The sequence below is a fragment of the Pseudomonas sp. NPDC090755 genome, from assembly GCF_044769005.1.
Classification (GTDB): Bacteria; Pseudomonadota; Gammaproteobacteria; order Pseudomonadales; family Pseudomonadaceae; genus Aquipseudomonas.
On the sequence record NZ_JBIVXC010000018.1, the window covers coordinates 19,670 to 39,733 of the forward strand.

Consider the following 20,064-nt stretch of genomic DNA (forward strand, 5'->3'; position numbering starts at 1 on the left):
CGCTTGAGCCAATAAAAAGCCGGCCCGTTCTTGCGAACGGACCGGCTTTTGTTTGCCCGCCTTACATGTGCTTGATCAACGCCTCACCGAAACCGGAGCTGCTGACCAGGGTGGCGCCTTCCATCAGGCGCTCGAAGTCGTAGGTCACGGTCTTGGCCTTGATGGCGCCGTTGGTGCCCTTGATGATCAGGTCGGCCGCCTCGGTCCAGCCCAGGTGGCGCAGCATCATCTCGGCCGAAAGGATCACCGAACCCGGATTGACCTGGTCCTTGCCCGCGTACTTGGGCGCGGTGCCGTGGGTGGCCTCGAACATGGCCACGGTGTCGGACAGGTTCGCGCCCGGGGCGATACCAATGCCACCCACTTCCGCCGCCAGCGCATCGGAGAGGTAGTCACCGTTGAGGTTCAGGGTGGCGATCACATCGTATTCGGCCGGGCGCAGCAGGATCTGCTGGAGCATGGCGTCGGCGATGGCATCCTTGACGATGACTTCACGACCGGTTTTCGGGTTCTTGAACTTCATCCACGGGCCGCCATCGAGCAGCTCGGCACCGAATTCGTTCTTCGCCACCTCGTAGCCCCAGTCCTTGAAGGCACCTTCGGTGAACTTCATGATGTTGCCTTTGTGCACGATGGTCAGCGACTTGCGATCATTGTCCACGACGTACTGCAGGGCCTTGCGCACCAGGCGCTGGGTGCCCTCCTTGGATACCGGCTTGATGCCGATACCGCAGTCCTGGTCGAAACGGATCTTGGTGACACCCATTTCTTCTTTCAGGAACTTGATGACTTTGTTGGCTTCAGGCGAGCCTGCTTTCCATTCGATACCGGCATAGATGTCTTCGGAGTTCTCACGGAAGATCACCATGTCGACGTCACCCGGTTTTTTCACCGGGCTAGGCACGCCATCGAACCACACCACCGGACGCAGGCACACGTACAGGTCCAGCTGCTGGCGCAGGGCCACGTTGAGCGAACGGATACCGCCACCGACCGGGGTGGTCAGCGGCCCTTTGATGGAGACGACGTAATCTTTCACCGCATCCAGGGTTTCCTGTGGCAGCCAGGTGTCCTGGTCATAGACCTGGGTGGCCTTCTCACCGGCATAGACTTCCATCCAGGAAATCTTGCGCTTGCCCCCATAGGCTTTTTCTACAGCAGCATCCACCACTTTGATCATGACGGGACTGACGTCGACGCCAATGCCGTCGCCTTCGATGAACGGGATGATCGGATTATCAGGAACATTGAGAGAATGGTCCGCATTGACGGTGATTTTGTCGCCGACTGCCGGAACCTTGATTTTCTGGTATCCCATGCTGCACTCCGTTTTTTTTGGTGTGGTACGTCATCTGGATCCCCTGAGCGTAACCCAGTTGCACGGCAACGGGAACCTTGGGCGCAAATGCCCCGAAATGGGGCACTGATGCCTACGTCTTTGGTCTAAAAAAGCCGCTGTTACACGTTGACCTTGATGATTACGACCAAGGTTTTGGTATACTCCGGCGGTGACCAAAGGGTCACTGGGGCGAACCGTCTGACACGTAACCCCGACCTGACTGGGCTGTTACCGCAGTTCAGCCGCTTGACACTCGACTGATGCAATCCACCATCACCGCACAGAACCCTCGACCTTCTGCTTATGGATGTGTCCGGGCGAAGCGCCTACCCTGCGCACTTCGAGATTCTGCGCACGCTCAGCAAAACAGAGAGTTAACCCGAATATGCCCACCCGATCCAAGATCATCTACACCTTCACCGACGAAGCCCCCGCCCTCGCCACCTATTCACTGCTCCCCGTCATCGAAGCCTTCACCGCTTCCGCCGACATCGCCGTAGAAACCCGGGACATCTCTCTGGCCGGCCGTATCCTTTCTGCCTTCCCTGAACAGCTCGGCGCCGACAAGCAAGTGGCCGACCACCTGGCAGAACTGGGCCAACTGGCGACCACGCCAGAAGCCAACATCATCAAGCTGCCGAACATCAGCGCCTCGGTACCGCAGCTCAAGGCCGCGATCAAGGAACTGCAAGCCAAGGGCTTCAATGTTCCAGACTACCCGGACACCGCCACCACCGACGCCGAGAAAGAAGCCCGCGCTCGCTACGACCGCATCAAGGGCAGCGCGGTAAACCCGGTCCTGCGTGAAGGCAACTCCGACCGCCGCGCCCCGCTGTCGGTCAAGAACTACGCGCGCAAACACCCGCACAAGATGGGCGCCTGGGCTGCCGACTCCAAGTCCCACGTGGCCCACATGAGCCAGGGCGACTTCTACGGCAGCGAGAAAGCCGCACTGATCGAAGCCGATGACATTCTGCGCATCGAAATGACCGACAAGAACGGCACCACCACCGTTCTGAAAGAAAAAACCGCAGTCAAGGCCGGCGAGATCATCGACTGCGCCGTGATGAGCACCAAGGCGCTGCGCAGCTTCATCGCCGCCGAGATCGAAGACGCCAAGGCCAGCGGCGTACTGCTGTCGGTCCACCTGAAAGCCACCATGATGAAGGTGTCCGACCCGATCATGTTCGGCCAGATCGTCGCCGAGTACTACAAGGACGCGCTGACCAAGCACGCCGACGTACTGGCCCAGGTCGGCTTCAACCTGAACAACGGCATCGGCGACCTGTACGCCCGCATCAAGGACCTGCCAGCCGACCAGCAGGCGCAGATCGAAGCGGACGTCAAGGCTGTCTACGATGTGCGTCCGGCACTGGCCATGGTCAACTCCGACAAGGGCATCACCAACCTGCACGTACCGAGCGACGTCATCGTCGACGCTTCGATGCCGGCGATGATCCGTGACTCGGGCAAGATGTGGAACACCGAAGGCCAGCTGCAAGACACCAAGGCCGTTATCCCGGATCGTTGCTACGCAACCATCTACCAGGCCGTGATCGAAGACTGCAAGCAACACGGCGCCTTCGACCCGACCACCATGGGCAGCGTGCCGAACGTTGGCCTGATGGCTCAGAAAGCCGAAGAGTACGGCTCCCACGACAAGACCTTCCAGGCCAAGGCCGATGGCGTGATCCGCGTCCTCGACGGCAAGGGCAACCTGCTGCTGGAACAGAATGTCGAAGCCGGCGACATCTTCCGCATGTGCCAGACCAAGGACGCGCCGATCCAGGACTGGGTCAAACTGGCCGTCAACCGCGCTCGTGCCAGCGCCACCCCGGCGGTGTTCTGGCTCGACCCGCAACGCGCCCACGACGGCGTGCTGATCGAGAAGGTCCAGAAGTACCTCAAAGACCACGACACCGCTGGCCTGGACATCCGCGTCCTGTCGCCTGTCGAGGCCATGAAGGTTTCCCTGCAGCGCATCCGCGAAGGCAAGGACACCATCTCGGTCACCGGCAACGTGCTGCGTGACTACCTGACCGACCTGTTCCCGATCATGGAGCTGGGCACCAGCGCCAAGATGCTGTCGATCGTTCCGCTGATGAACAACGGCGGCCTGTTCGAGACCGGCGCCGGCGGTTCGGCACCGAAGCACGTACAGCAGCTGGTTGAAGAAAACTTCCTGCGCTGGGACTCGCTGGGCGAATTCCTGGCCCTGGCCGCTTCCCTGGAGCACCTGGGCACCGCCTACGCCAACCCGAAAGCCAAGGTACTGGCGGCAACCCTGGACCAGGCCACCGGCCAGTTCCTGGACACCAACAAGTCCCCTGCGCGCAAAGTGGGCGGCATCGACAACCGTGGCAGCCATTTCTACCTGACCCTGTACTGGGCCCAGGCACTGGCTGCACAGACCGACGACGTTGCCCTGCAGGCGCGCTTCGCACCACTGGCCAAGGCCCTGACCGAGAACGAAGCGACCATCGTCGCCGAGCTCAACGCAGTCCAGGGCAAGCCGGCGGAAATCGGTGGGTACTACTTCCCCGATGCCGAGCTGACCAGCAAGGTGATGCGCCCAAGCCAGACCTTCAACAGCGCGATTGCCGCCCTGTAAGGTTCGCTTGAGGTAACAACAGAAGCCCCGGCCACGCACCGGGGCTTTTGCTTTTCAGGCGTTCGGTGGCGCTCAGCCCGCCGCCACCCGCAGGGCGTTGTCGAGGTCGGCGATCAGGTCGCGATGATCCTCGATGCCCATCGACAGCCGCAGCAGGTTCTCGCCAATGCCCATGGCGGCTTTCTGCTCATGGCTGAGGGAATTGTGCGACATGCTGTAGGAGTGGTTGATCATGCTCTCCACCCCACCGAGCGAGTCGGCCAGCACGAAAATCTCCAGCTGCTTGACCAACCGATTGACGGTGGCCCGGTCACCCTTGATCTTCATCGCCACGACCGCGCCGCCTGCACGCATCTGCCGTTTGCACAGCTCATGCTGCGGATGACTCGGCAGCCCCGGATAGTAGACCTGTTCCACCTGTGGATGGCTTTCCAGGAAGCTGGCGACCTTGAGCGCATTGGCGCACTGACGCTCCATGCGCACGTCGAGCGTCTTCAGGCCACGCAGGGCCAGGTAGCAGTCGAATGGCCCCTGGATCGCCCCCACGGCCATGCCGATCTTGCGCAGGCGCCCCAGCAGTTCCTCGTTAGCCGCCACCACCACGCCACCGGTCAGGTCCGAGTGGCCGCCGATGTACTTGCTCGCCGAATGCATGACCAGATCCACCCCCAGGGTGATGGGCTGCTGGTTCCAGGGCGAGCAGAAGGTGTTGTCGATGCAGGTGAGGATGCCGCGCTCACGCGCCAGCTCGCACAACGCACGGATGTCGACCAACTCCAGCAAGGGGTTGGTCGGCGATTCGATCCAGATCAGCCGGGTGTTTTCCTGGATGGCCGCCGCGACCGCCTGCAGGTCGTTGAGATCGACATAGCTGGTGGTAAGGCCCGAGGTACGGCTGCGGTAATCTTCCAGCAGCCGGAAGGTACCGCCATACACCCCGCTCATCACCACCACATGGGAGTCCTTGGGCAGCAGTTCCAGCACTGTGGCGGTGGCGGCCACGCCCGAGGCGCAGGCCAGCGCTCCACACCCCTCTTCAAGGGCTGCCACGCAGCTCTCGTAGGCGTGGCGGGTCGGGTTGCTCACCCGGCTGTAGGCGTACTCGGGCTGATCGTCCAGACCACGCTTGGCAAAGGAGCTGGCGGTATAGATGGCCGGAAAGATAGCGTTGTCGGCGCAGGCCGATTGCTCGCCGGCATGGATGGTGCGGGTTGCGAAACTGTTCTTGCTGTCGGACATGGCCTGACTCACGAAAGGAAGGGGCGTAGCTGCGCAGTGTATGCGCTCAGGCCGCCGATGTGTTCGGCAACCCATTCTTGATTGTAATAAGTGTCCAGGTAGCGCTCGCCGCTATCACACATCAGCGTGACCAGCGAGCCTCGCTGCCCTGCCTCACGCATGGCGATGGCCAGCTGCAGGGTTGCCCAGAGATTGGTGCCGGTAGAGCCGCCGGCTTTCTTGCCCTGTGTCTGTTCCAGCCAGTGGAGCGTGGCGATGCTCGCGGCATCGGGCACTTTGATCATGTCGTCGACCACTTCCGGCAGGAAAGACGCCTCCACTTGCGGACGGCCAATGCCTTCGATGCGACTGCCACGGGCACAGGTCAGGCTGCGGTCGCCCTGACGATAGCTGTCGTAAAAGGCCGAAAACTCGGGATCGGCCACCACCAGGCGGCTGCTATACCCCTGATAACGCAAGTAGCGTCCGATGGTCGAGGCAGTGCCACCGGTACCCGCACTGACCACGATGGCCTCCGGTACCGGGTGGGCTTCATCGCGCATCTGCTCGAACAAACTGGCGGCGATGTTGTTGCCGCGCCAGTCGGTTACCCGTTCGGCCTGGGTGAACTGATCCATGAAATGGCCACCGCAGGCCAGCGCCAGGCGACGCGCCTCGGCCTGAACCTGGGCCGGGTGGTCGGTGAAATGACAATCCCCACCCAGACGCCGGACCTGGTCGATCTTGCAGCGCGCCGTGCCACGGGGCATCACCGCAGTGAACGGCAGGCCCAGCAAACGGGCAAAGTACGCCTCGGACACCGCAGTACTGCCCGAGGACGCCTCCACCACCGGGGTGCCCTCGCGCACCTGGCCGCTACAAATGGCTTGCAGGAACAGCGAGCGGGCCAACCGGTGCTTGAGGCTGCCCGTGGGGTGAAGGCTCTCGTCCTTGAGGTAGATATCAACGCCATCGAGCGCGGGTATCGACAGTTTGTACAGGGGCGTTTCTCCACTGCGGCGCTGGTCGGCCAGCAGTAGATCGACGGCGCTGCGCAACCAGCCGTGACCAGCAGAACGCGACGCTACAGGTTGAAACAGACTGACTGGCGGGCTGACGATAAGGCTGGCGTTCACGATGCGCTCCACGCTGAATATTAAGGAAAAGCCTACCAGCCAGGTGAAAAATGAATTTCTCTTCTTTCTACTTCTAACCTTAAAATAGAGAAAATTTTTCTACGCAATGACATACAAAGAGCATGGACAGTTTCGATCAGCATATTCTCAGCCTGCTGCAACGCGATGCCTCGATCTCGCTCAAGGACCTGGCCGAAGCGGTCAACCTCACCACCACCCCTTGCTGGAAGCGGGTCAAGCGCCTGGAGGACGAAGGCTACATCCGCGGCCGGGTAGCATTGCTGGACCCCACGTTGCTGGGCCTGGGCCTGTCAGTGTTCGTCCAGCTCAAGACCCTGCGCCACGACAATGCCTGGCTGCAGCAATTCGCCGAGACCGTGACCGGTTTTGAGGAAGTGATGGAGTTCTACCGCATGTCCGGCGAATGGGACTACATGCTGCGCGTGGTGGTCAGCGACATCGCCGCCTACGACCGCTTCTACAAGAAACTGATCACCAGCACCGAAGGCCTGTCGAACATTACCTCCAGCTTTGCCATGGAGCAGATCAAGTACACCACGGCGTTTCCGGTGCGGCGCTGACAGGGGGCGTCACCAGCAATATGTAGTGCCCGACAGCCAGCACCCCGCGCTGCAATGAGCCTTCCCTACACAACCGGAAGGCCCATCATGCCCAACACCCAGCCCGACCCCATCGTTCGTCATTTCGACACCCTGTTCTCACCGCTCGAAACCCAGGAAGAGCCTGCCTGGTTGCAACGCGCGACCGCCGAACAACGCCGACGCCTGCAGGAACACCAAAAAGCCGGGCGCCAGGCTCGCGCGCAAGCCATGCAAGCCTTTTCCACACTCCTGAGCTTGTACGACTTTGCCAGGAGCAGCTTATCGACAGCCGTTCGCGCGACCTTCACACCCGCAGATTTTCTCAATATCAACGAAGATTTGCAGTTAAGCCCCGGTTATCAAGAGCACACAGACCGAAGCTACCGGCACTACCTCAAACCCTTGGTCGAATCGACAGCGCTATGCACCGCCAAGCAGCAAGCCTACCTGGCGACACTACGCGAAGAAGCGACCATCGCCACCATCAAGGGCGATGTGGGCAAAGAGGGTAGGACAATCCTCAAGTGGATACTGGAAGCCTTTGATTCCGGCTCCCCTGAATTCGATCAAAAGGGCCCTGTGGTCAACGCCATGCTGACGCAAGTTTCAGCACTTCGCCTGGGCGCCGCAGTCGATCTTGACCAGATCATCGTTTTCGGTCCGGACTTGGACGATGCCCCCTGCATTGCCTATGTGCCGGGCCACCCCCGGCATCCACTCAAGCAGTACAAGGGGCGCACGGCCTTTTTCGCCAGCCTTCGGCGTGACTGGCAGCGCCCTGATTTTCAGGCCTTCATGCGCCGCTTCATCCCCTTGTCGCAGCAACAATGGGTGTTCGCCAAATGGCGTGACCCTGATGGCCTGCTCGCCCTGCCAATGGCCTGCATCCCCCTGGCTCAAGGGTTACGCCCCTACGTGTCAGAGCGAATGACCAAGCGACTGCTGGACGACGCCAGCTACCTGCTTCCGGAAAACGATGCTCAGGCCCAGGCACTGAACAATCTTGACGCCAGCTTCGCGTCAATGATCGAGGAACACTTGATGGTCGGGGCCGGCGTCGGTATCCGCTCGGGTGAAGAAGAGGAAGGTCTCCCCCCCTCCGATTGGGTCACCCCGCTGCATCCCGTGAAACTGTCGAACCAAGTGAATATACGCTGGCGCGCCGACCTGAGCGCCTACCAGTGGCACCTTGCCGGCGATGCCGGTGAGCCGGATGCCCGCGGCCTTCACCACGTGGGAAGCGAAAAGGCCATTCGCATCAATGACGCGTTCTACCAGGTTCGCGAAGATGCTCAGGGCCGTTGGCGCATCCATATGCCGAATGATGCCCAGGCCTTCACCCCCACGCTCTATCACAATGGCGCCGGCGCCTGGCATCACTGCCTGGAGCAACCGGAGTGCTGGGGACGATTGGCGCTGTTACGAAGGCTGGGGCCCCTGACCCGTGATATCAGCGACGAGCGCTTGCTACTGCTGGCACGGGTCAGTGGCGTGACCAATGCACAGTTGCGCCGTGTCTATCAGCTCGACCAACCTGCGCCAGCCCTGCTCCAGTATGCCCTTGCCCGTGAACGAGCGCGCAATGAGGCCGCGCTGGCTGTTGACCTGCTGAAACTGGGGAAACCCTTGCCGGCCGGCTACGAGACGCCAGTAGTCATGTCTTTTCGTGAGGTCGTCAAAGCGCGCAGGATTCGACGTGCCGCAGACGATCCAACCCCACCCCCTGTGCCCCAAGAGCAATGTGATACGAGCTGCAACGCGCCGCCCGCCGATCTGTTCACCCGCTGGTTTGCACGACTGAGCAGCAGCATCATCGAGCATCGCTTTGAGCTGGCCCAGATTGTCCCTGACGTCACTGTCCAGGAGCTGCGTCGCCGCTTTCCGGACATGCCCCTGCTCATGGCCCAGCAGTTTCTTGATCATAATCGACACTATATCGCCAATGAACTGAGCATGGGCGCACCTCTGCCTGAGCCTGCGCTCGAACAAGCCCTGGAGGAAGCTGACCGAGGGCGACTGGCACAGGCGCTGGACGGATTGATGCAGCCCTATAGCGATCACCAGGACACCTGGATCCTGGCTGTGCGGCTGTTGGAGTTTCTGCCTGGCTGGCCTCCAGGAACATCACTGCTGCTGCGCGACGGAGGACGTTTCGGACTGCCTCTGGCCAGCCTGGGCGCCACCGACGTCGATACCACCTCAATCTACCTGGACGAGGACGAAGGCTGGTACACCGTAGGCGATCAAGTTCTGCTCGCACAGGATAGAAGCGAGTACGGCTTCTATCGCAGCCTGCTGTATGCCTTGAGCAGTCACCAGCTCACCCTGCTTGGCTTTGGCCAGAACGAGCCAGAGCGCTTACACCAGCGATTGCGGGAACTGGCTACCACGCGCCCGATGCGTGCAGCCCTGCTGCTCGACTTGCCCGTTCGCCGACGCTGGCTGGTTGCCCCGGCGACCGAGGCTGCTTATCGAGCCCCCAATGCCCTGGCCAGCGACCGGCTATTGGACCAGGAGCCGATTCAGTACCGCCTTCGGCGACTGCTCAGTTTTGCAGAGTCAACATACGCCTTCACGCCCCGAACCAGGATTGTCGATGACTTCATCGCAGAGCTTATTCGCCGCGATGTGTCCATCAGCGAACTGACCCGGCAACTGGAAGATGAACGCGTCCTGCTTCATGAAACCTTTGATAACTGGGTAGCCCAGGCGACTGCGGAAAACGCTCGACACGCCCGCCGACGAGCCACCCGCACCTTGCTGGCCGGATGGGAGGCACGTATCGCCCTGCGCCAGCATTCAGTGCGCCTGGACGATGAATTACTGGATGAACTGCCGCCTTTGCCCGTGCAGCTGCCTGCGGTCAACCAGCTGATTGTGCGCAACCTACAGATTACCCAAGTGCCGGAGGCGCTCCTGAGCAACCTGCCGAACCTGCAAGTACTTGATCTGAGCAATCTACCCCTGCAAGCCCTGCCCCCTAACGTTGGTGGGCTGCAACGGCTACACCGCCTGGAGCTGTCGCAGACTCGGCTTACACCTGGCGCCCTCACCCCACTGGCCAGCTTGCCACGCCTGGAACATCTCTCGCTCAATGACATAGAAACCCTCAACAACTGGACTGCCGATGAAATGGCCTACATTTGCGCCGTGCAAACCTTGCGCAGCCTGGAGATAAGCGGATCGTCCACCCAGTTCGGGCCCGGCGTATTTGCCCGACTGGCCAGCTTGCCACTGCTGCATACCCTGGAGCTCAGTTCCAATCACATCACGTTAACGCCCCAGGACATCCAGGACCTGGCGGGCCTTGTAAGCCTGCGCCGCCTGAACCTGGCAGACAACCCGCTGGACCTGGCGCCGGACGTCAGCAGAATGCTGGCCCTGGAAGAGCTTGACCTGTCCGGTGGACTGACAGCACTCACACAGTGGCCTGTTGGTCTTGAACGACTACCCAGGATTCACTGCGTCAACCTCAGGCGCACCGCAATCAACGATGTGCCCGTAGGAGCGGGCGCCATACACGGCCTGCGAATGCCCTGGGGATTACTGCCCGAGCCGGTGCGCGCACGCTTCTTGCGGGAGCGCCAGGCAGCCGGCGTGGTCATCGATGAACTGGACAGTGAAAGCGAAAGTGATGGTCACACCAGCGCCGAGGAATCCGAGGAGCGTCCCATCACCCCTGAACCTAGCTGGCAAACGCGTATGGAGACGCTGCTGGTGGGCATGTCCACCACGGAACGCGATCAGGCGTCACAACTGATCAGCGGCACACAACCGGCACGTGTCGAGTTCTTCAGTCTGCTGCTGCGCATCCACAGGTCCAGGCAGGCACGCGACATCGGTGCGGTCATGCTGCAACGGCTACAGGCGGTCATTCGTGGCGCACTGTCCATACAGCTGCGAGACGCGCTGTACGAAGCCGCTGGCGAAGCGGTCACCTGCGCTGACCGTGATGCCTTGGTGTTCTCTAAACTCGAAACCCTGGCCGAAGCCGATCGGGCCCTGCAAGACCACACCGACGAATCGGCCACTGCTGCGTTACTCGCCCTGGGCACCAGCCATTGGCGAGCACTGCGCCTGGCCGAACATGTCGCCAGTAACGTCACGGCATGGCAACAACGCGGGCATGCCATTGAGTACAGCGAACTGGAACTGTACTTTCGCATCGCCCTTGCCAGCCGTCTGGGGCTACGCAACCAGCCGGTCACCCAGGTATATACCAGTTACACCACATGGGTCACGCAAGCCATGCTCGACGCCGGCGAGGCAGCCGTACTCGCCGACCAGGCGAACCTGCTGCCTGGTTACCTGCTTGCCCAGCCCTACTGGCAGCGTTATCTCCGCTATGCCCATGCCCCGCGCCTGGCGGCCATTCATTGCTGGCGAGAACGCATCGGTGAATTTCTGGATGCCATCAGTAGTGCCGATGAGCTACCCCCAGCCCTGAATGAGGGTGAACAGCACTATCTGCATCAGGTGCTGGTCAACAGCGGTCGATTGCGTCCCCTGGAGACAGTGCTCCCAGACCTGCGCTTGAACGACGAACAAGTCCGTGCTGCCTATGCTGCACTACAGCGATTAGTGGATCAGGCAGAGCTCGACCTGACCAGGGATATCCTGCTGAGCCAGGCGAACCCGGCCAACGAACCGCAGCCCGGACCCTCACGACGAACCTGATCGAAAGCGTTGCACAACGGCTTGGAGGCTGTGCCCTTGCCAGCGAGAGCGGTTAAGCTCGCTGGCTTCACACCGCGCAGGGCAGGTAAGCCCGCGTCGGGACCGCCACACACAAGACCCGGAACACCCCTATGACCTGGCAACCCCACATCACCGTCGCCACGATCGTCGAAGATCAGGGCCGCTTCCTCATGGTCGAGGAGTTCAAGGCCGGCCAACACGTGTTCAACCAGCCCGCCGGCCATCTGGAAGCCAACGAAAGCCTGCTCGACGCCGCGCGCCGCGAAACCCTTGAAGAAACCGCCTGGGACGTTGAACTGACTGGCATCGTCGGCATCTACCTGTATACCGCCCCGAGCAATGGCGTGACCTACCAACGCGTGTGCTTCGCCGCCCGTCCGCTCAAGCATCACCCCGAACGCGCCCTGGACAGCGATATCGTCCGCGCCGTGTGGCTGAGCCGCGACGAACTGCTGGCCGATCCTGCCCGCTGGCGCAGCGAACTGGTGCCACGCTGCATAGATGACTACCTGGCCGGCCCCTTGCACAGCCTGGCGCTGATCCGCGACTGACGGCGACGATGCCTTGCCGGCCGCAGCCTGATAGAATCGTTGTCTTTTTCCAGAAACACAGCCGGTACCTATGACCAGTCCAGCCCCTTACGAACCCGCAAAGACCCGCGTAATCGTCGGCATGTCCGGCGGCGTGGATTCTTCCGTCTCCGCCCTCCTGCTGATGGAGCAGGGCTATCAGGTGGAAGGCCTGTTCATGAAGAACTGGGAAGAGGACGACGGCACCGAATACTGTACCGCCCGCGAAGACCTGGCCGATGCCCAGGCCGTGTGCGACCGCATCGGCATCAAGTTGCACACGGCCAACTTCGCCGCCGAATACTGGGACCACGTCTTCGAGCATTTCCTCGAAGAGTACAAGGCCGGGCGCACGCCGAATCCGGACATCCTGTGCAACCGCGAGATCAAGTTCAAGGCGTTCCTCGACTACGCCCTGATGCTCGGCGCCGACCTGATCGCCACCGGCCACTATGTGCGCCGCCGCGACACCGACGGCCGCACCGAACTGCTCAAGGGCCTGGACCCGAACAAGGACCAGAGCTACTTCCTGCACGCTGTCGGCGGCAAGGAAATCGCTCGCACCCTGTTCCCGGTTGGCGAGCTGGAAAAACCCGAAGTCCGCGCCATTGCCGAGAAGCACGGCCTGGCCACGGCCAAGAAGAAGGATTCCACCGGCATCTGCTTCATTGGCGAGCGTCGCTTCAGCGATTTCCTCAAGCAGTACCTGCCGGCGCAGCCCGGCGAGATCCAGACCACTGACGGCGAAGTGATCGGCCGCCACCACGGCCTGATGTACCACACCATCGGCCAGCGCCAGGGCCTGGGAATCGGCGGCCTGAAGGACGCCGGTGACGAGCCGTGGTACGTACTGGAAAAAGACCTGTCGCGTAACGTGCTGGTGGTTGGCCAGGGTAACGAACACCCCTGGCTGTTCTCCCGCGCCCTGCTCGCCTCGGACATTTTCTGGGTCAATCCGATTGACCTGGCCAGCCCGCGCCAGCTGACCGCCAAGGTCCGCTACCGCCAGAGCGACCAGACCTGCACCCTGGAACGCACCGAACACGGCTACCGCGCTGTCTTCGACGAACCCCAGCGCGCCGTGACCCCGGGCCAGTCGGTGGTGTTCTACGACGGCGAAATCTGCCTGGGTGGCGGCGTGATCGAGACGGCCGAGCCGTGGAGCGCCCGTTGATGAGCTCGACTCAGGAGCAACTGATCGCCCTGGGCGGTGTCTTCCAGGCCGCCGTATTGGTCGACCGCATCGCCCGCACCGGCCAGGCCAGCGAAGCCAACCTGGGCTGCATGCTCGGCAGCCTGCTGGTGCGCGACCCGCAGAATACCCTGGAGGTATTCGGTGGCGACGACCTCAACCTGCGTGATGGCTACCGCGCCCTGGCCAGTGCCCTGGAGCGCGATCCGGGCAGCCTGCAGCGTGAACCGCTGCGCTATGCCCTGTCGATGCTCGGTCTGGAGCGCCAACTGGCCAAGCGTGGCGACATGCTCGACATCATTGGCAATCGCCTGCCGCAGATCCAGTCCCAGGCCGAGCATTTCGGCCTGGTGCATGAGAACGTCATCGCTTCCAGCGGCGCCCTGTACCAGGACACCCTGAGCACCCTGCGCCAGCGTATCCAGGTCCATGGCGACATGCGCCACCTGCAGCAACCGAGCAACGCCTCGAAGATCCGCGCCCTGCTGCTGGCCGGCATTCGCGCCGCCCGCCTGTGGCGCCAGCTGGGCGGGCACCGCTGGCAGCTGGTGTTCAGCCGGCGCAAACTGCTCAAAGAGCTGTATCCGATGTTGCGCGGCTGATAAGCCATCGCGGGGCAAGCCCGCTCCCACAGAGGCTGCTTCCGACCTGTGGGAGCGGGCTTGCCCCGCGATAAAGCCAAATATTTACCGGCAGACCATTTGTCAGCCACCCGACCCAGGCGCATTTTTCATGTATGATATGCGCCCCCTTAAAAGCCTGACTGTCCGAGAACGCCCCATGCAGCTTTCCTCGCTCACTGCGGTTTCCCCTGTTGACGGCCGCTACGCCGGCAAAACCCAGGCCCTGCGCCCTATTTTCAGCGAATACGGTCTGATCCGTTTCCGCGCCCTGGTCGAGGTGCGCTGGTTGCAGCGCCTGGCCGCTCATCCGCAAATCGCTGAAGTGCCAGCGTTTTCCGCCGAAGCCAACGCCCTGCTCAACGGCCTGGCCGATGAGTTCGCCCTCGAGCACGCCGAGCGCGTGAAAGAAATCGAGCGCACCACCAACCACGACGTCAAGGCCATCGAGTACCTGCTCAAGGAGCAGGCCGCCAAGCTGCCGGAACTGGCCAAGGTGAGTGAATTCATCCACTTCGCCTGCACCAGCGAGGACATCAACAACCTGTCCCACGCCCTGATGCTGCGTGCCGGCCGTGACGACGTGCTGCTGCCGCTGATGCGCCAGATCGCCGACGCCATCCGCACCCTGGCCCACCAGTACGCCGACGTGCCGATGCTGTCGCGCACCCACGGTCAGCCAGCGTCGCCGACCACCCTGGGCAAGGAACTGGCCAACGTCGTCTACCGCCTGGAGCGCCAGATCGCCCAGGTCTCTGCCGTGCCGCTGCTGGGTAAAATCAACGGCGCCGTGGGCAACTACAACGCCCACCTGTCGGCCTACCCGCAGATCGACTGGGAAGCCAACGCCCGCGCCTTCATCGAAGACGAGCTGGGCCTGGTGTTCAACCCCTACACCACCCAGATCGAGCCGCACGACTACATCGCCGAGCTGTTCGACGCGATCGCCCGCTTCAACACCATCCTGATCGATTTCGACCGCGATATCTGGGGCTACATCTCCCTGGGCTACTTCAAGCAGCGCACCGTTGCCGGCGAAATCGGCTCCTCGACCATGCCGCACAAGGTCAACCCGATCGACTTCGAGAACTCCGAAGGCAACCTGGGTATCGCCAACGCCCTGTTCCAGCACCTGGCCAGCAAGCTGCCGATCTCGCGCTGGCAGCGCGACCTGACCGACTCCACCGTGCTGCGCAACCTCGGTGTCGGCTTCGCCCACAGCGTGATTGCCTACGAAGCCAGCCTCAAGGGCATCGGCAAGCTGGAAATCAACGAAGCCCGCATCGCACAGGACCTGGACGCTTGCTGGGAAGTCCTGGCCGAGCCGATCCAGACCGTCATGCGCCGCTATGACATCGAAAACCCGTACGAGAAGCTCAAGGAGCTGACCCGCGGCAAAGGCATCAGCCCAGAAGCGCTGCTGACCTTCATCGATGGCCTGGACATGCCAGCCGAGGCCCGTGCCGAGCTGAAGAAGCTGACCCCGGCGAACTACATCGGTAACGCTGCGGCTCAAGCCAAACGCATCTGATCTACGCCTTGCGCGTAAACGCCCGGCTTAGCCGGGCGTTTTTATTACCGAAAGAAAATTACTTTTTTTCAATAGGTTACACATGAATCCTGATACTCCACTGCAGCTGTTGGGCGGCCTTACTGCCCGTGAATTCATGCGCGACTACTGGCAGAAGAAGCCCCTGCTGGTGCGCCAGGCCTTCCCTGATTTCGAAAGCCCGATCGACGCCGACGAACTGGCCGGCCTGGCCCTGGAAGAAGAAGTCGAGTCGCGCCTGGTCATCGAGCACGGCGAACGCCCCTGGGAACTGCGTCGCGGCCCGTTCGAGGAAGACACCTTCAGCACCCTGCCCGAGCGCGACTGGACCCTGCTGGTGCAGGCGGTCGACCAGTTCGTGCCGGAAGTCGGCGAACTGCTGGAGCACTTCCGCTTCCTGCCCAGCTGGCGTATCGACGATGTGATGATCAGCTTCGCCGCCCCTGGTGGCAGCGTCGGCCCACACTTCGACAACTACGACGTGTTCCTGCTGCAAGGCGAAGGCAAGCGCAACTGGAAGATCGGCCAGATGTGCGACAGCGACAGCGCCCTGATCGAACACGCTGACCTGCGCATCCTGGCCGACTTCGAGCAGAGCCAGGAGTGGACCCTGGAGCCGGGCGACATGCTCTACCTGCCGCCGCGCCTGGCCCACTTCGGCGTCGCCGAAGACAACTGCCTGACCTACTCGGTGGGCTTCCGCGCACCAAGCGCCGCCGAAGTGCTGACCCACTTCACCGACTTCCTCAGCCAGTTCCTGCCGGACGAAGAGCGCTACAGCGACGCCGATGCCCAGCCGGTCAGCGACCCGCACCAGATCCAGCACGACGCCCTGGACCGCCTGAAGAACCTGCTCACCGAGCACATGGGCGACGAGCGCCTGCTGCTGACCTGGTTCGGCCAGTTCATGACCGAGCCACGCTACCCGGAACTGGTCGCCGGCGAACCCCTGGACGAAGCGGACCTGATCGAGAGCCTGGCCGAAGGCGCGATCCTGATCCGCAACCCGAGCGCACGCCTGGCCTGGTCGGAAGTCGACGATAACCTGCTGCTGTTCGCCAGCGGCCAGAGCCGTCTGCTGCCGGGCGACCTGCGCGAGCTGCTGAAGCTGATCTGCGCCGCCGACGCGTTGCATATCGAAAACCTTGAACAGTGGCTTGAAAACGATCAAGGCATTACCTTGATCTGCGAACTGGTCAAACAAGGAAGCCTGGGATTTGCCAATGAATAAGATTCGGGTTCGCCTCGCCGATTGGCATAAAGACAACGCCGACATCCGCCGCATTCGCGAAGCGGTGTTCATCGCCGAACAAAGCGTGCCGCCGGAGCTGGAGTGGGATGCCGACGACAACGACGCCGTGCACTTCCTGGCCCTGGAGGGTGACTACCCGATCGGCACCGCCCGCCTGCTGCCCGATGGCCAGATCGGCCGGGTATCGGTGCTCAAGGACTGGCGCGGCCTGAAGGTCGGTGATGCACTGATGCAGGCGGTGATCGACGAAGCCCAGCACCGCGACCTCAAGCAGCAGATGCTCAGCGCCCAGGTGCATGCCACGCCGTTCTACGAGCGCCTTGGTTTCAAGGTGGTCAGCGAAGAGTTCCTCGAAGCGGGCATTCCGCACGTGGACATGGTTCGCGAGTCGCGCGAGCTGGCCTGATTTCTGGTGGGAGCTGGCATCGCCAGCGATACTGACAGCGCGCCGTGACTGACACCGCGCCGATGCTATCGCAGGCTTCGCCTGCTCCCACAGGGATCGCTCCCACAACCGCTACAAATTTGCCATCATGTCTACTCCACCTGCGGAGAACATGGACATGCCGCTACGCCCCCTGCTCGCCTCCCTGCTTCTGTCGTTCAGCCTGAGTGCGCTGGCCGCCACCGAAGTCCTGCCGCTCAACCACCGCACCAGTGCCGAACTCCTCCCCGCCGCCCAGTCCTTCCTCGGCAAGAACGGCACCGTCAGCGCCTTCGAGAACAAGTTGATCGTCGATGCCGAGCCCGAGCGCATCGACAGCCTGCGCGCCCTGCTCGAACAGCTGGACACCGCACCACGGCGCCTGCTGATCAGCGTCGACAACAACGACAGCAACGTCCAGGACAACCGCGGCACTGCCCGCGTCATCCACTACGGCACCGCCAATCGCGAAGGCGGCCTGCAGCAGGTTCAGGCCAGCGAGGGCAAACCGGCCCTGGTCCAGTTCGGCCAGAGCATTCCGATCACCAGCACCAGTACCGACGGCTTCGGGCGGATCCAGAGCGACACCGAGTACCGCAACGTCACCCAGGGCTTTTACGTGACCGCGAGCGTCACCGGCGACACCGTCCACCTGGATATCAGCACCAACAATGACCGGATGAGCCAGGAACGTCCCGATGTAGTGAAGGTACAAAGTACCGACACAACCGTCAGCGGCAAGCTGGGTGAATGGATCACCCTGGCCGGTGTCAACCAGCAGAGCCAGTCCGAACGCAGTGCTTCGGCGCTCACCTACAGCACCCAGCGCGGTGAAAACATGACGTTGCGGGTAAAAGTCGACGCATTGGACTGAAGCCAGGCAAATCAAGGCCTCGACCAACGGCATCGAAACTGACTGATGAGTCGTATTAGACCAAAGATGTAGTGTTAAGAAAAAAGCACTACAAAACATTTGACGACCTCAAATCGTCGAGGCATGATGGCCCCGCTCCCGCTAATCAGGGGCCCTGGCAAGGGCCTTCGAGCCGCGCTCTAACCTACCCACCTGAGCCGACTCGTGTCTGTACAGCCCACAAGGCAGTTTGACGAGATTGCGACTGGAACGAAGTTGTCCCGAGGGACGGAAGCGCATCAAAAGGTACCCGGCAGCACTGTTCACTGCAGTTCGGCAACCACGAGCCACCCTGCAGCGAAAACCTCGCCCACCTGCTCACTTCCCCTCTTCGAGCCCCATCGTTCGACCGTCGCACATTTCGCTGAACATGACTGACGCCAGGCTTCTGATCTGCGCTGTGTGAGCGAGAATTTTTCCAAGACCGATGCGACGAGGTTTATTTCCATGGCACTGACACGCGAACAGCAAATTGCAGCCCTCGAAAAAGACTGGGCCGAAAACCCGCGCTGGAAAGGCGTGACCCGTACCTACACCGCCGCTGATGTCGTACGTCTGCGTGGCTCGGTCCAGCCTGAGCACACCCTGGCCCGCATGGGTGCCGAGAAGCTGTGGAAGCTGGTCACCCAGGGCGCACACCCGTCCTTCCGTCCAGAGAAAGATTTCGTCAACTGCATGGGCGCCCTGACCGGCGGCCAGGCTGTTCAACAGGTCAAGGCCGGCATCCAGGCCATCTACCTGTCCGGCTGGCAAGTGGCTGCCGACAACAACTCGGCCGAGTCCATGTACCCAGACCAGTCGCTGTACCCGGTGGATTCGGTTCCAACCGTGGTCAAGCGCATCAACAACTCGTTCCGTCGTGCCGACCAGATCCAGTGGAAAGCCGGCAAGAACCCAGGCGATGACGGCTACGTCGACTACTTCGCGCCAATCGTGGCTGACGCCGAAGCCGGTTTCGGCGGTGTCCTGAACGCCTACGAGCTGATGAAGAACATGATCGAAGCAGGCGCCGCCGGCGTTCACTTCGAAGACCAGCTGGCCTCGGTGAAAAAATGCGGCCACATGGGCGGCAAGGTACTGGTTCCAACCCAGGAAGCCGTACAGAAGCTGACTGCTGCTCGTCTGGCAGCCGACGTTGCCGGCGTACCGACCATCATCCTGGCCCGTACCGACGCCAACGCCGCTGACCTCTTGACCAGCGACTGCGACCCGTACGACCAGCCGTTCGTGGTCGGCGACCGCACCCCGGAAGGCTTCTACAAGGTCCGCGCCGGCCTGGATCAAGCCATCGCCCGTGGCCTGGCCTACGCTCCTTACGCCGACCTGATCTGGTGCGAAACCGCCAAGCCGGACCTGGACGAAGCCCGCCGCTTCGCCGAAGCGATCAAGAAGGAATACCCAGACCAGATCCTGTCGTACAACTGCTCGCCTTCCTTCAACTGGAAGAAGAACCTGGACGACGCGACCATCGCCAAGTTCCAGCGCGAACTGTCGGCCATGGGCTACAAGCACCAGTTCATCACCCTGGCCGGTATCCACAACATGTGGCACGGCATGTTCAACCTGGCGCACGACTACGCCCGCAACGACATGACCGCCTACGTGAAACTGCAAGAGCAGGAGTTCGCTGACGCCTCCAAAGGCTACACCTTCGTGGCTCACCAGCAGGAAGTCGGCACCGGCTACTTCGATGACATGACCACCGTGATCCAGGGTGGCAAGTCTTCGGTAACCGCACTGACCGGCTCGACCGAGGAAGAGCAGTTCCACTGATCGGTGTTCGGCAACTGAAATTCGGGTAGCAGACAAGACCCGGGGCCTGTGATGGGGCCCCGGGTTTTGTTTTTACCCCCCCCGGTTGGGGGGGGGGGGGGGGGGGGGGGGGGGGGGGGGGGGGGGGGGGGGGGGGGGGGGGGGCGCCCCCCCCCCCAATAAATAAGT

General features: G+C 62.0%; 14 protein-coding genes. 11 read left to right on the plus strand and 3 right to left on the minus strand.

The genetic code is table 11. The features are described 5' to 3' along the window. Nucleotides 1-61: 61 nt before the first annotated feature. Nucleotides 62-1,318, minus strand: coding sequence for an NADP-dependent isocitrate dehydrogenase (gene icd / locus ACIQUS_RS21920; protein WP_274118299.1), 1,257 nt, complete (start codon nucleotides 1,316-1,318; stop codon nucleotides 62-64). A 406-nt stretch (nucleotides 1,319-1,724) separates the two neighbouring features. Here icd and ACIQUS_RS21925 point away from each other — a divergent pair, with 406 nt between their 5' ends. Continuing rightward, the gene (locus ACIQUS_RS21925; RefSeq protein ID WP_403051367.1) at nucleotides 1,725-3,950 is read left to right on the plus strand and encodes an NADP-dependent isocitrate dehydrogenase; all 2,226 of its coding nucleotides are present in this window, start codon (nucleotides 1,725-1,727) and stop codon (nucleotides 3,948-3,950) included. Between the two features lie 72 nt (nucleotides 3,951-4,022). Here the strand turns inward: ACIQUS_RS21925 and ACIQUS_RS21930 are convergent, their stop codons facing one another. Beyond that, the gene (locus ACIQUS_RS21930; protein WP_403051370.1) at nucleotides 4,023-5,201 is read right to left on the minus strand and encodes a trans-sulfuration enzyme family protein; all 1,179 of its coding nucleotides are present in this window, start codon (nucleotides 5,199-5,201) and stop codon (nucleotides 4,023-4,025) included. Beyond that, on the minus strand, nucleotides 5,198-6,304 hold the full coding sequence (locus ACIQUS_RS21935; protein ID WP_403051373.1) for a PLP-dependent cysteine synthase family protein: 1,107 nt from the start codon (nucleotides 6,302-6,304) through the stop codon (nucleotides 5,198-5,200). Before ACIQUS_RS21935 ends, ACIQUS_RS21930 begins: the two co-directional genes overlap by 4 nt. Before the next feature lie 122 nt (nucleotides 6,305-6,426). Between ACIQUS_RS21935 and ACIQUS_RS21940 the strand changes: the two genes are divergently transcribed. The 10 genes from ACIQUS_RS21940 (at nucleotide 6,427) to aceA (ending at nucleotide 19,896) form a co-directional block, all read left to right on the plus strand. After that, a complete protein-coding gene (locus tag ACIQUS_RS21940; RefSeq protein WP_403051376.1) occupies nucleotides 6,427-6,885 on the plus strand; it encodes an Lrp/AsnC family transcriptional regulator in 459 nt (152 codons plus the stop codon). Between the two features lie 87 nt (nucleotides 6,886-6,972). Further along, complete coding sequence (locus ACIQUS_RS21945) at nucleotides 6,973-11,583, plus strand: NEL-type E3 ubiquitin ligase domain-containing protein (RefSeq protein WP_403051379.1); 4,611 nt, start codon at nucleotides 6,973-6,975, stop codon at nucleotides 11,581-11,583. 131 nt (nucleotides 11,584-11,714) lie between these two features. Then, nucleotides 11,715-12,155 (plus strand): NUDIX hydrolase, encoded by a 441-nt coding sequence (locus tag ACIQUS_RS21950; RefSeq protein WP_403051382.1) that lies wholly within the window; start codon nucleotides 11,715-11,717, stop codon nucleotides 12,153-12,155. 70 nt (nucleotides 12,156-12,225) lie between these two features. Beyond that, nucleotides 12,226-13,347 (plus strand): tRNA 2-thiouridine(34) synthase MnmA, encoded by a 1,122-nt coding sequence (gene mnmA / locus ACIQUS_RS21955; protein WP_403051385.1) that lies wholly within the window; start codon nucleotides 12,226-12,228, stop codon nucleotides 13,345-13,347. Continuing rightward, nucleotides 13,347-13,967: a high frequency lysogenization protein HflD gene (gene hflD / locus ACIQUS_RS21960; RefSeq protein ID WP_403051388.1), complete on the plus strand. Its 621-nt coding sequence runs from the start codon at nucleotides 13,347-13,349 to the stop codon at nucleotides 13,965-13,967. Before mnmA ends, hflD begins: the two co-directional genes overlap by 1 nt. 178 nt (nucleotides 13,968-14,145) lie before the next feature. After that, nucleotides 14,146-15,516: an adenylosuccinate lyase gene (gene purB, locus ACIQUS_RS21965; protein ID WP_403051391.1), complete on the plus strand. Its 1,371-nt coding sequence runs from the start codon at nucleotides 14,146-14,148 to the stop codon at nucleotides 15,514-15,516. An 82-nt stretch (nucleotides 15,517-15,598) separates the two neighbouring features. Further along, entirely contained in the window at nucleotides 15,599-16,765 is a 1,167-nt protein-coding gene (locus ACIQUS_RS21970) for a JmjC domain-containing protein (protein WP_403051394.1), read from the plus strand. Further along, entirely contained in the window at nucleotides 16,758-17,192 is a 435-nt protein-coding gene (locus tag ACIQUS_RS21975) for a GNAT family N-acetyltransferase (RefSeq protein WP_403051397.1), read from the plus strand. The genes ACIQUS_RS21970 and ACIQUS_RS21975 overlap by 8 nt, the downstream gene beginning before the upstream one ends. A 127-nt stretch (nucleotides 17,193-17,319) precedes the next feature. Then, a complete protein-coding gene (locus ACIQUS_RS21980; RefSeq protein WP_403051400.1) occupies nucleotides 17,320-18,084 on the plus strand; it encodes a secretin N-terminal domain-containing protein in 765 nt (254 codons plus the stop codon). Between the two features lie 486 nt (nucleotides 18,085-18,570). Next, a complete protein-coding gene (gene aceA, locus ACIQUS_RS21985) occupies nucleotides 18,571-19,896 on the plus strand; it encodes an isocitrate lyase (RefSeq protein ID WP_285860814.1) in 1,326 nt (441 codons plus the stop codon). Nucleotides 19,897-20,064: the final 168 nt, after the last annotated feature.

Bases quoted from the DNA above. Each gene is read 5' to 3' on its own strand.
- icd (WP_274118299.1), bottom strand. From the start codon at position 1,318: ATGGGATACCAGAAAATCAAGGTTCCGGCAGTCGGCGACAAAATCACC.
- ACIQUS_RS21925 (WP_403051367.1), top strand. From the start codon at position 1,725: ATGCCCACCCGATCCAAGATCATCTACACCTTCACCGACGAAGCCCCC.
- ACIQUS_RS21940 (WP_403051376.1), top strand. From the start codon at position 6,427: ATGGACAGTTTCGATCAGCATATTCTCAGCCTGCTGCAACGCGATGCC.
- ACIQUS_RS21945 (WP_403051379.1), top strand. From the start codon at position 6,973: ATGCCCAACACCCAGCCCGACCCCATCGTTCGTCATTTCGACACCCTG.
- ACIQUS_RS21950 (WP_403051382.1), top strand. From the start codon at position 11,715: ATGACCTGGCAACCCCACATCACCGTCGCCACGATCGTCGAAGATCAG.
- mnmA (WP_403051385.1), top strand. From the start codon at position 12,226: ATGACCAGTCCAGCCCCTTACGAACCCGCAAAGACCCGCGTAATCGTC.
- hflD (WP_403051388.1), top strand. From the start codon at position 13,347: ATGAGCTCGACTCAGGAGCAACTGATCGCCCTGGGCGGTGTCTTCCAG.
- purB (WP_403051391.1), top strand. From the start codon at position 14,146: ATGCAGCTTTCCTCGCTCACTGCGGTTTCCCCTGTTGACGGCCGCTAC.
- ACIQUS_RS21970 (WP_403051394.1), top strand. From the start codon at position 15,599: ATGAATCCTGATACTCCACTGCAGCTGTTGGGCGGCCTTACTGCCCGT.
- ACIQUS_RS21975 (WP_403051397.1), top strand. From the start codon at position 16,758: ATGAATAAGATTCGGGTTCGCCTCGCCGATTGGCATAAAGACAACGCC.
- ACIQUS_RS21980 (WP_403051400.1), top strand. From the start codon at position 17,320: ATGTCTACTCCACCTGCGGAGAACATGGACATGCCGCTACGCCCCCTG.
- aceA (WP_285860814.1), top strand. From the start codon at position 18,571: ATGGCACTGACACGCGAACAGCAAATTGCAGCCCTCGAAAAAGACTGG.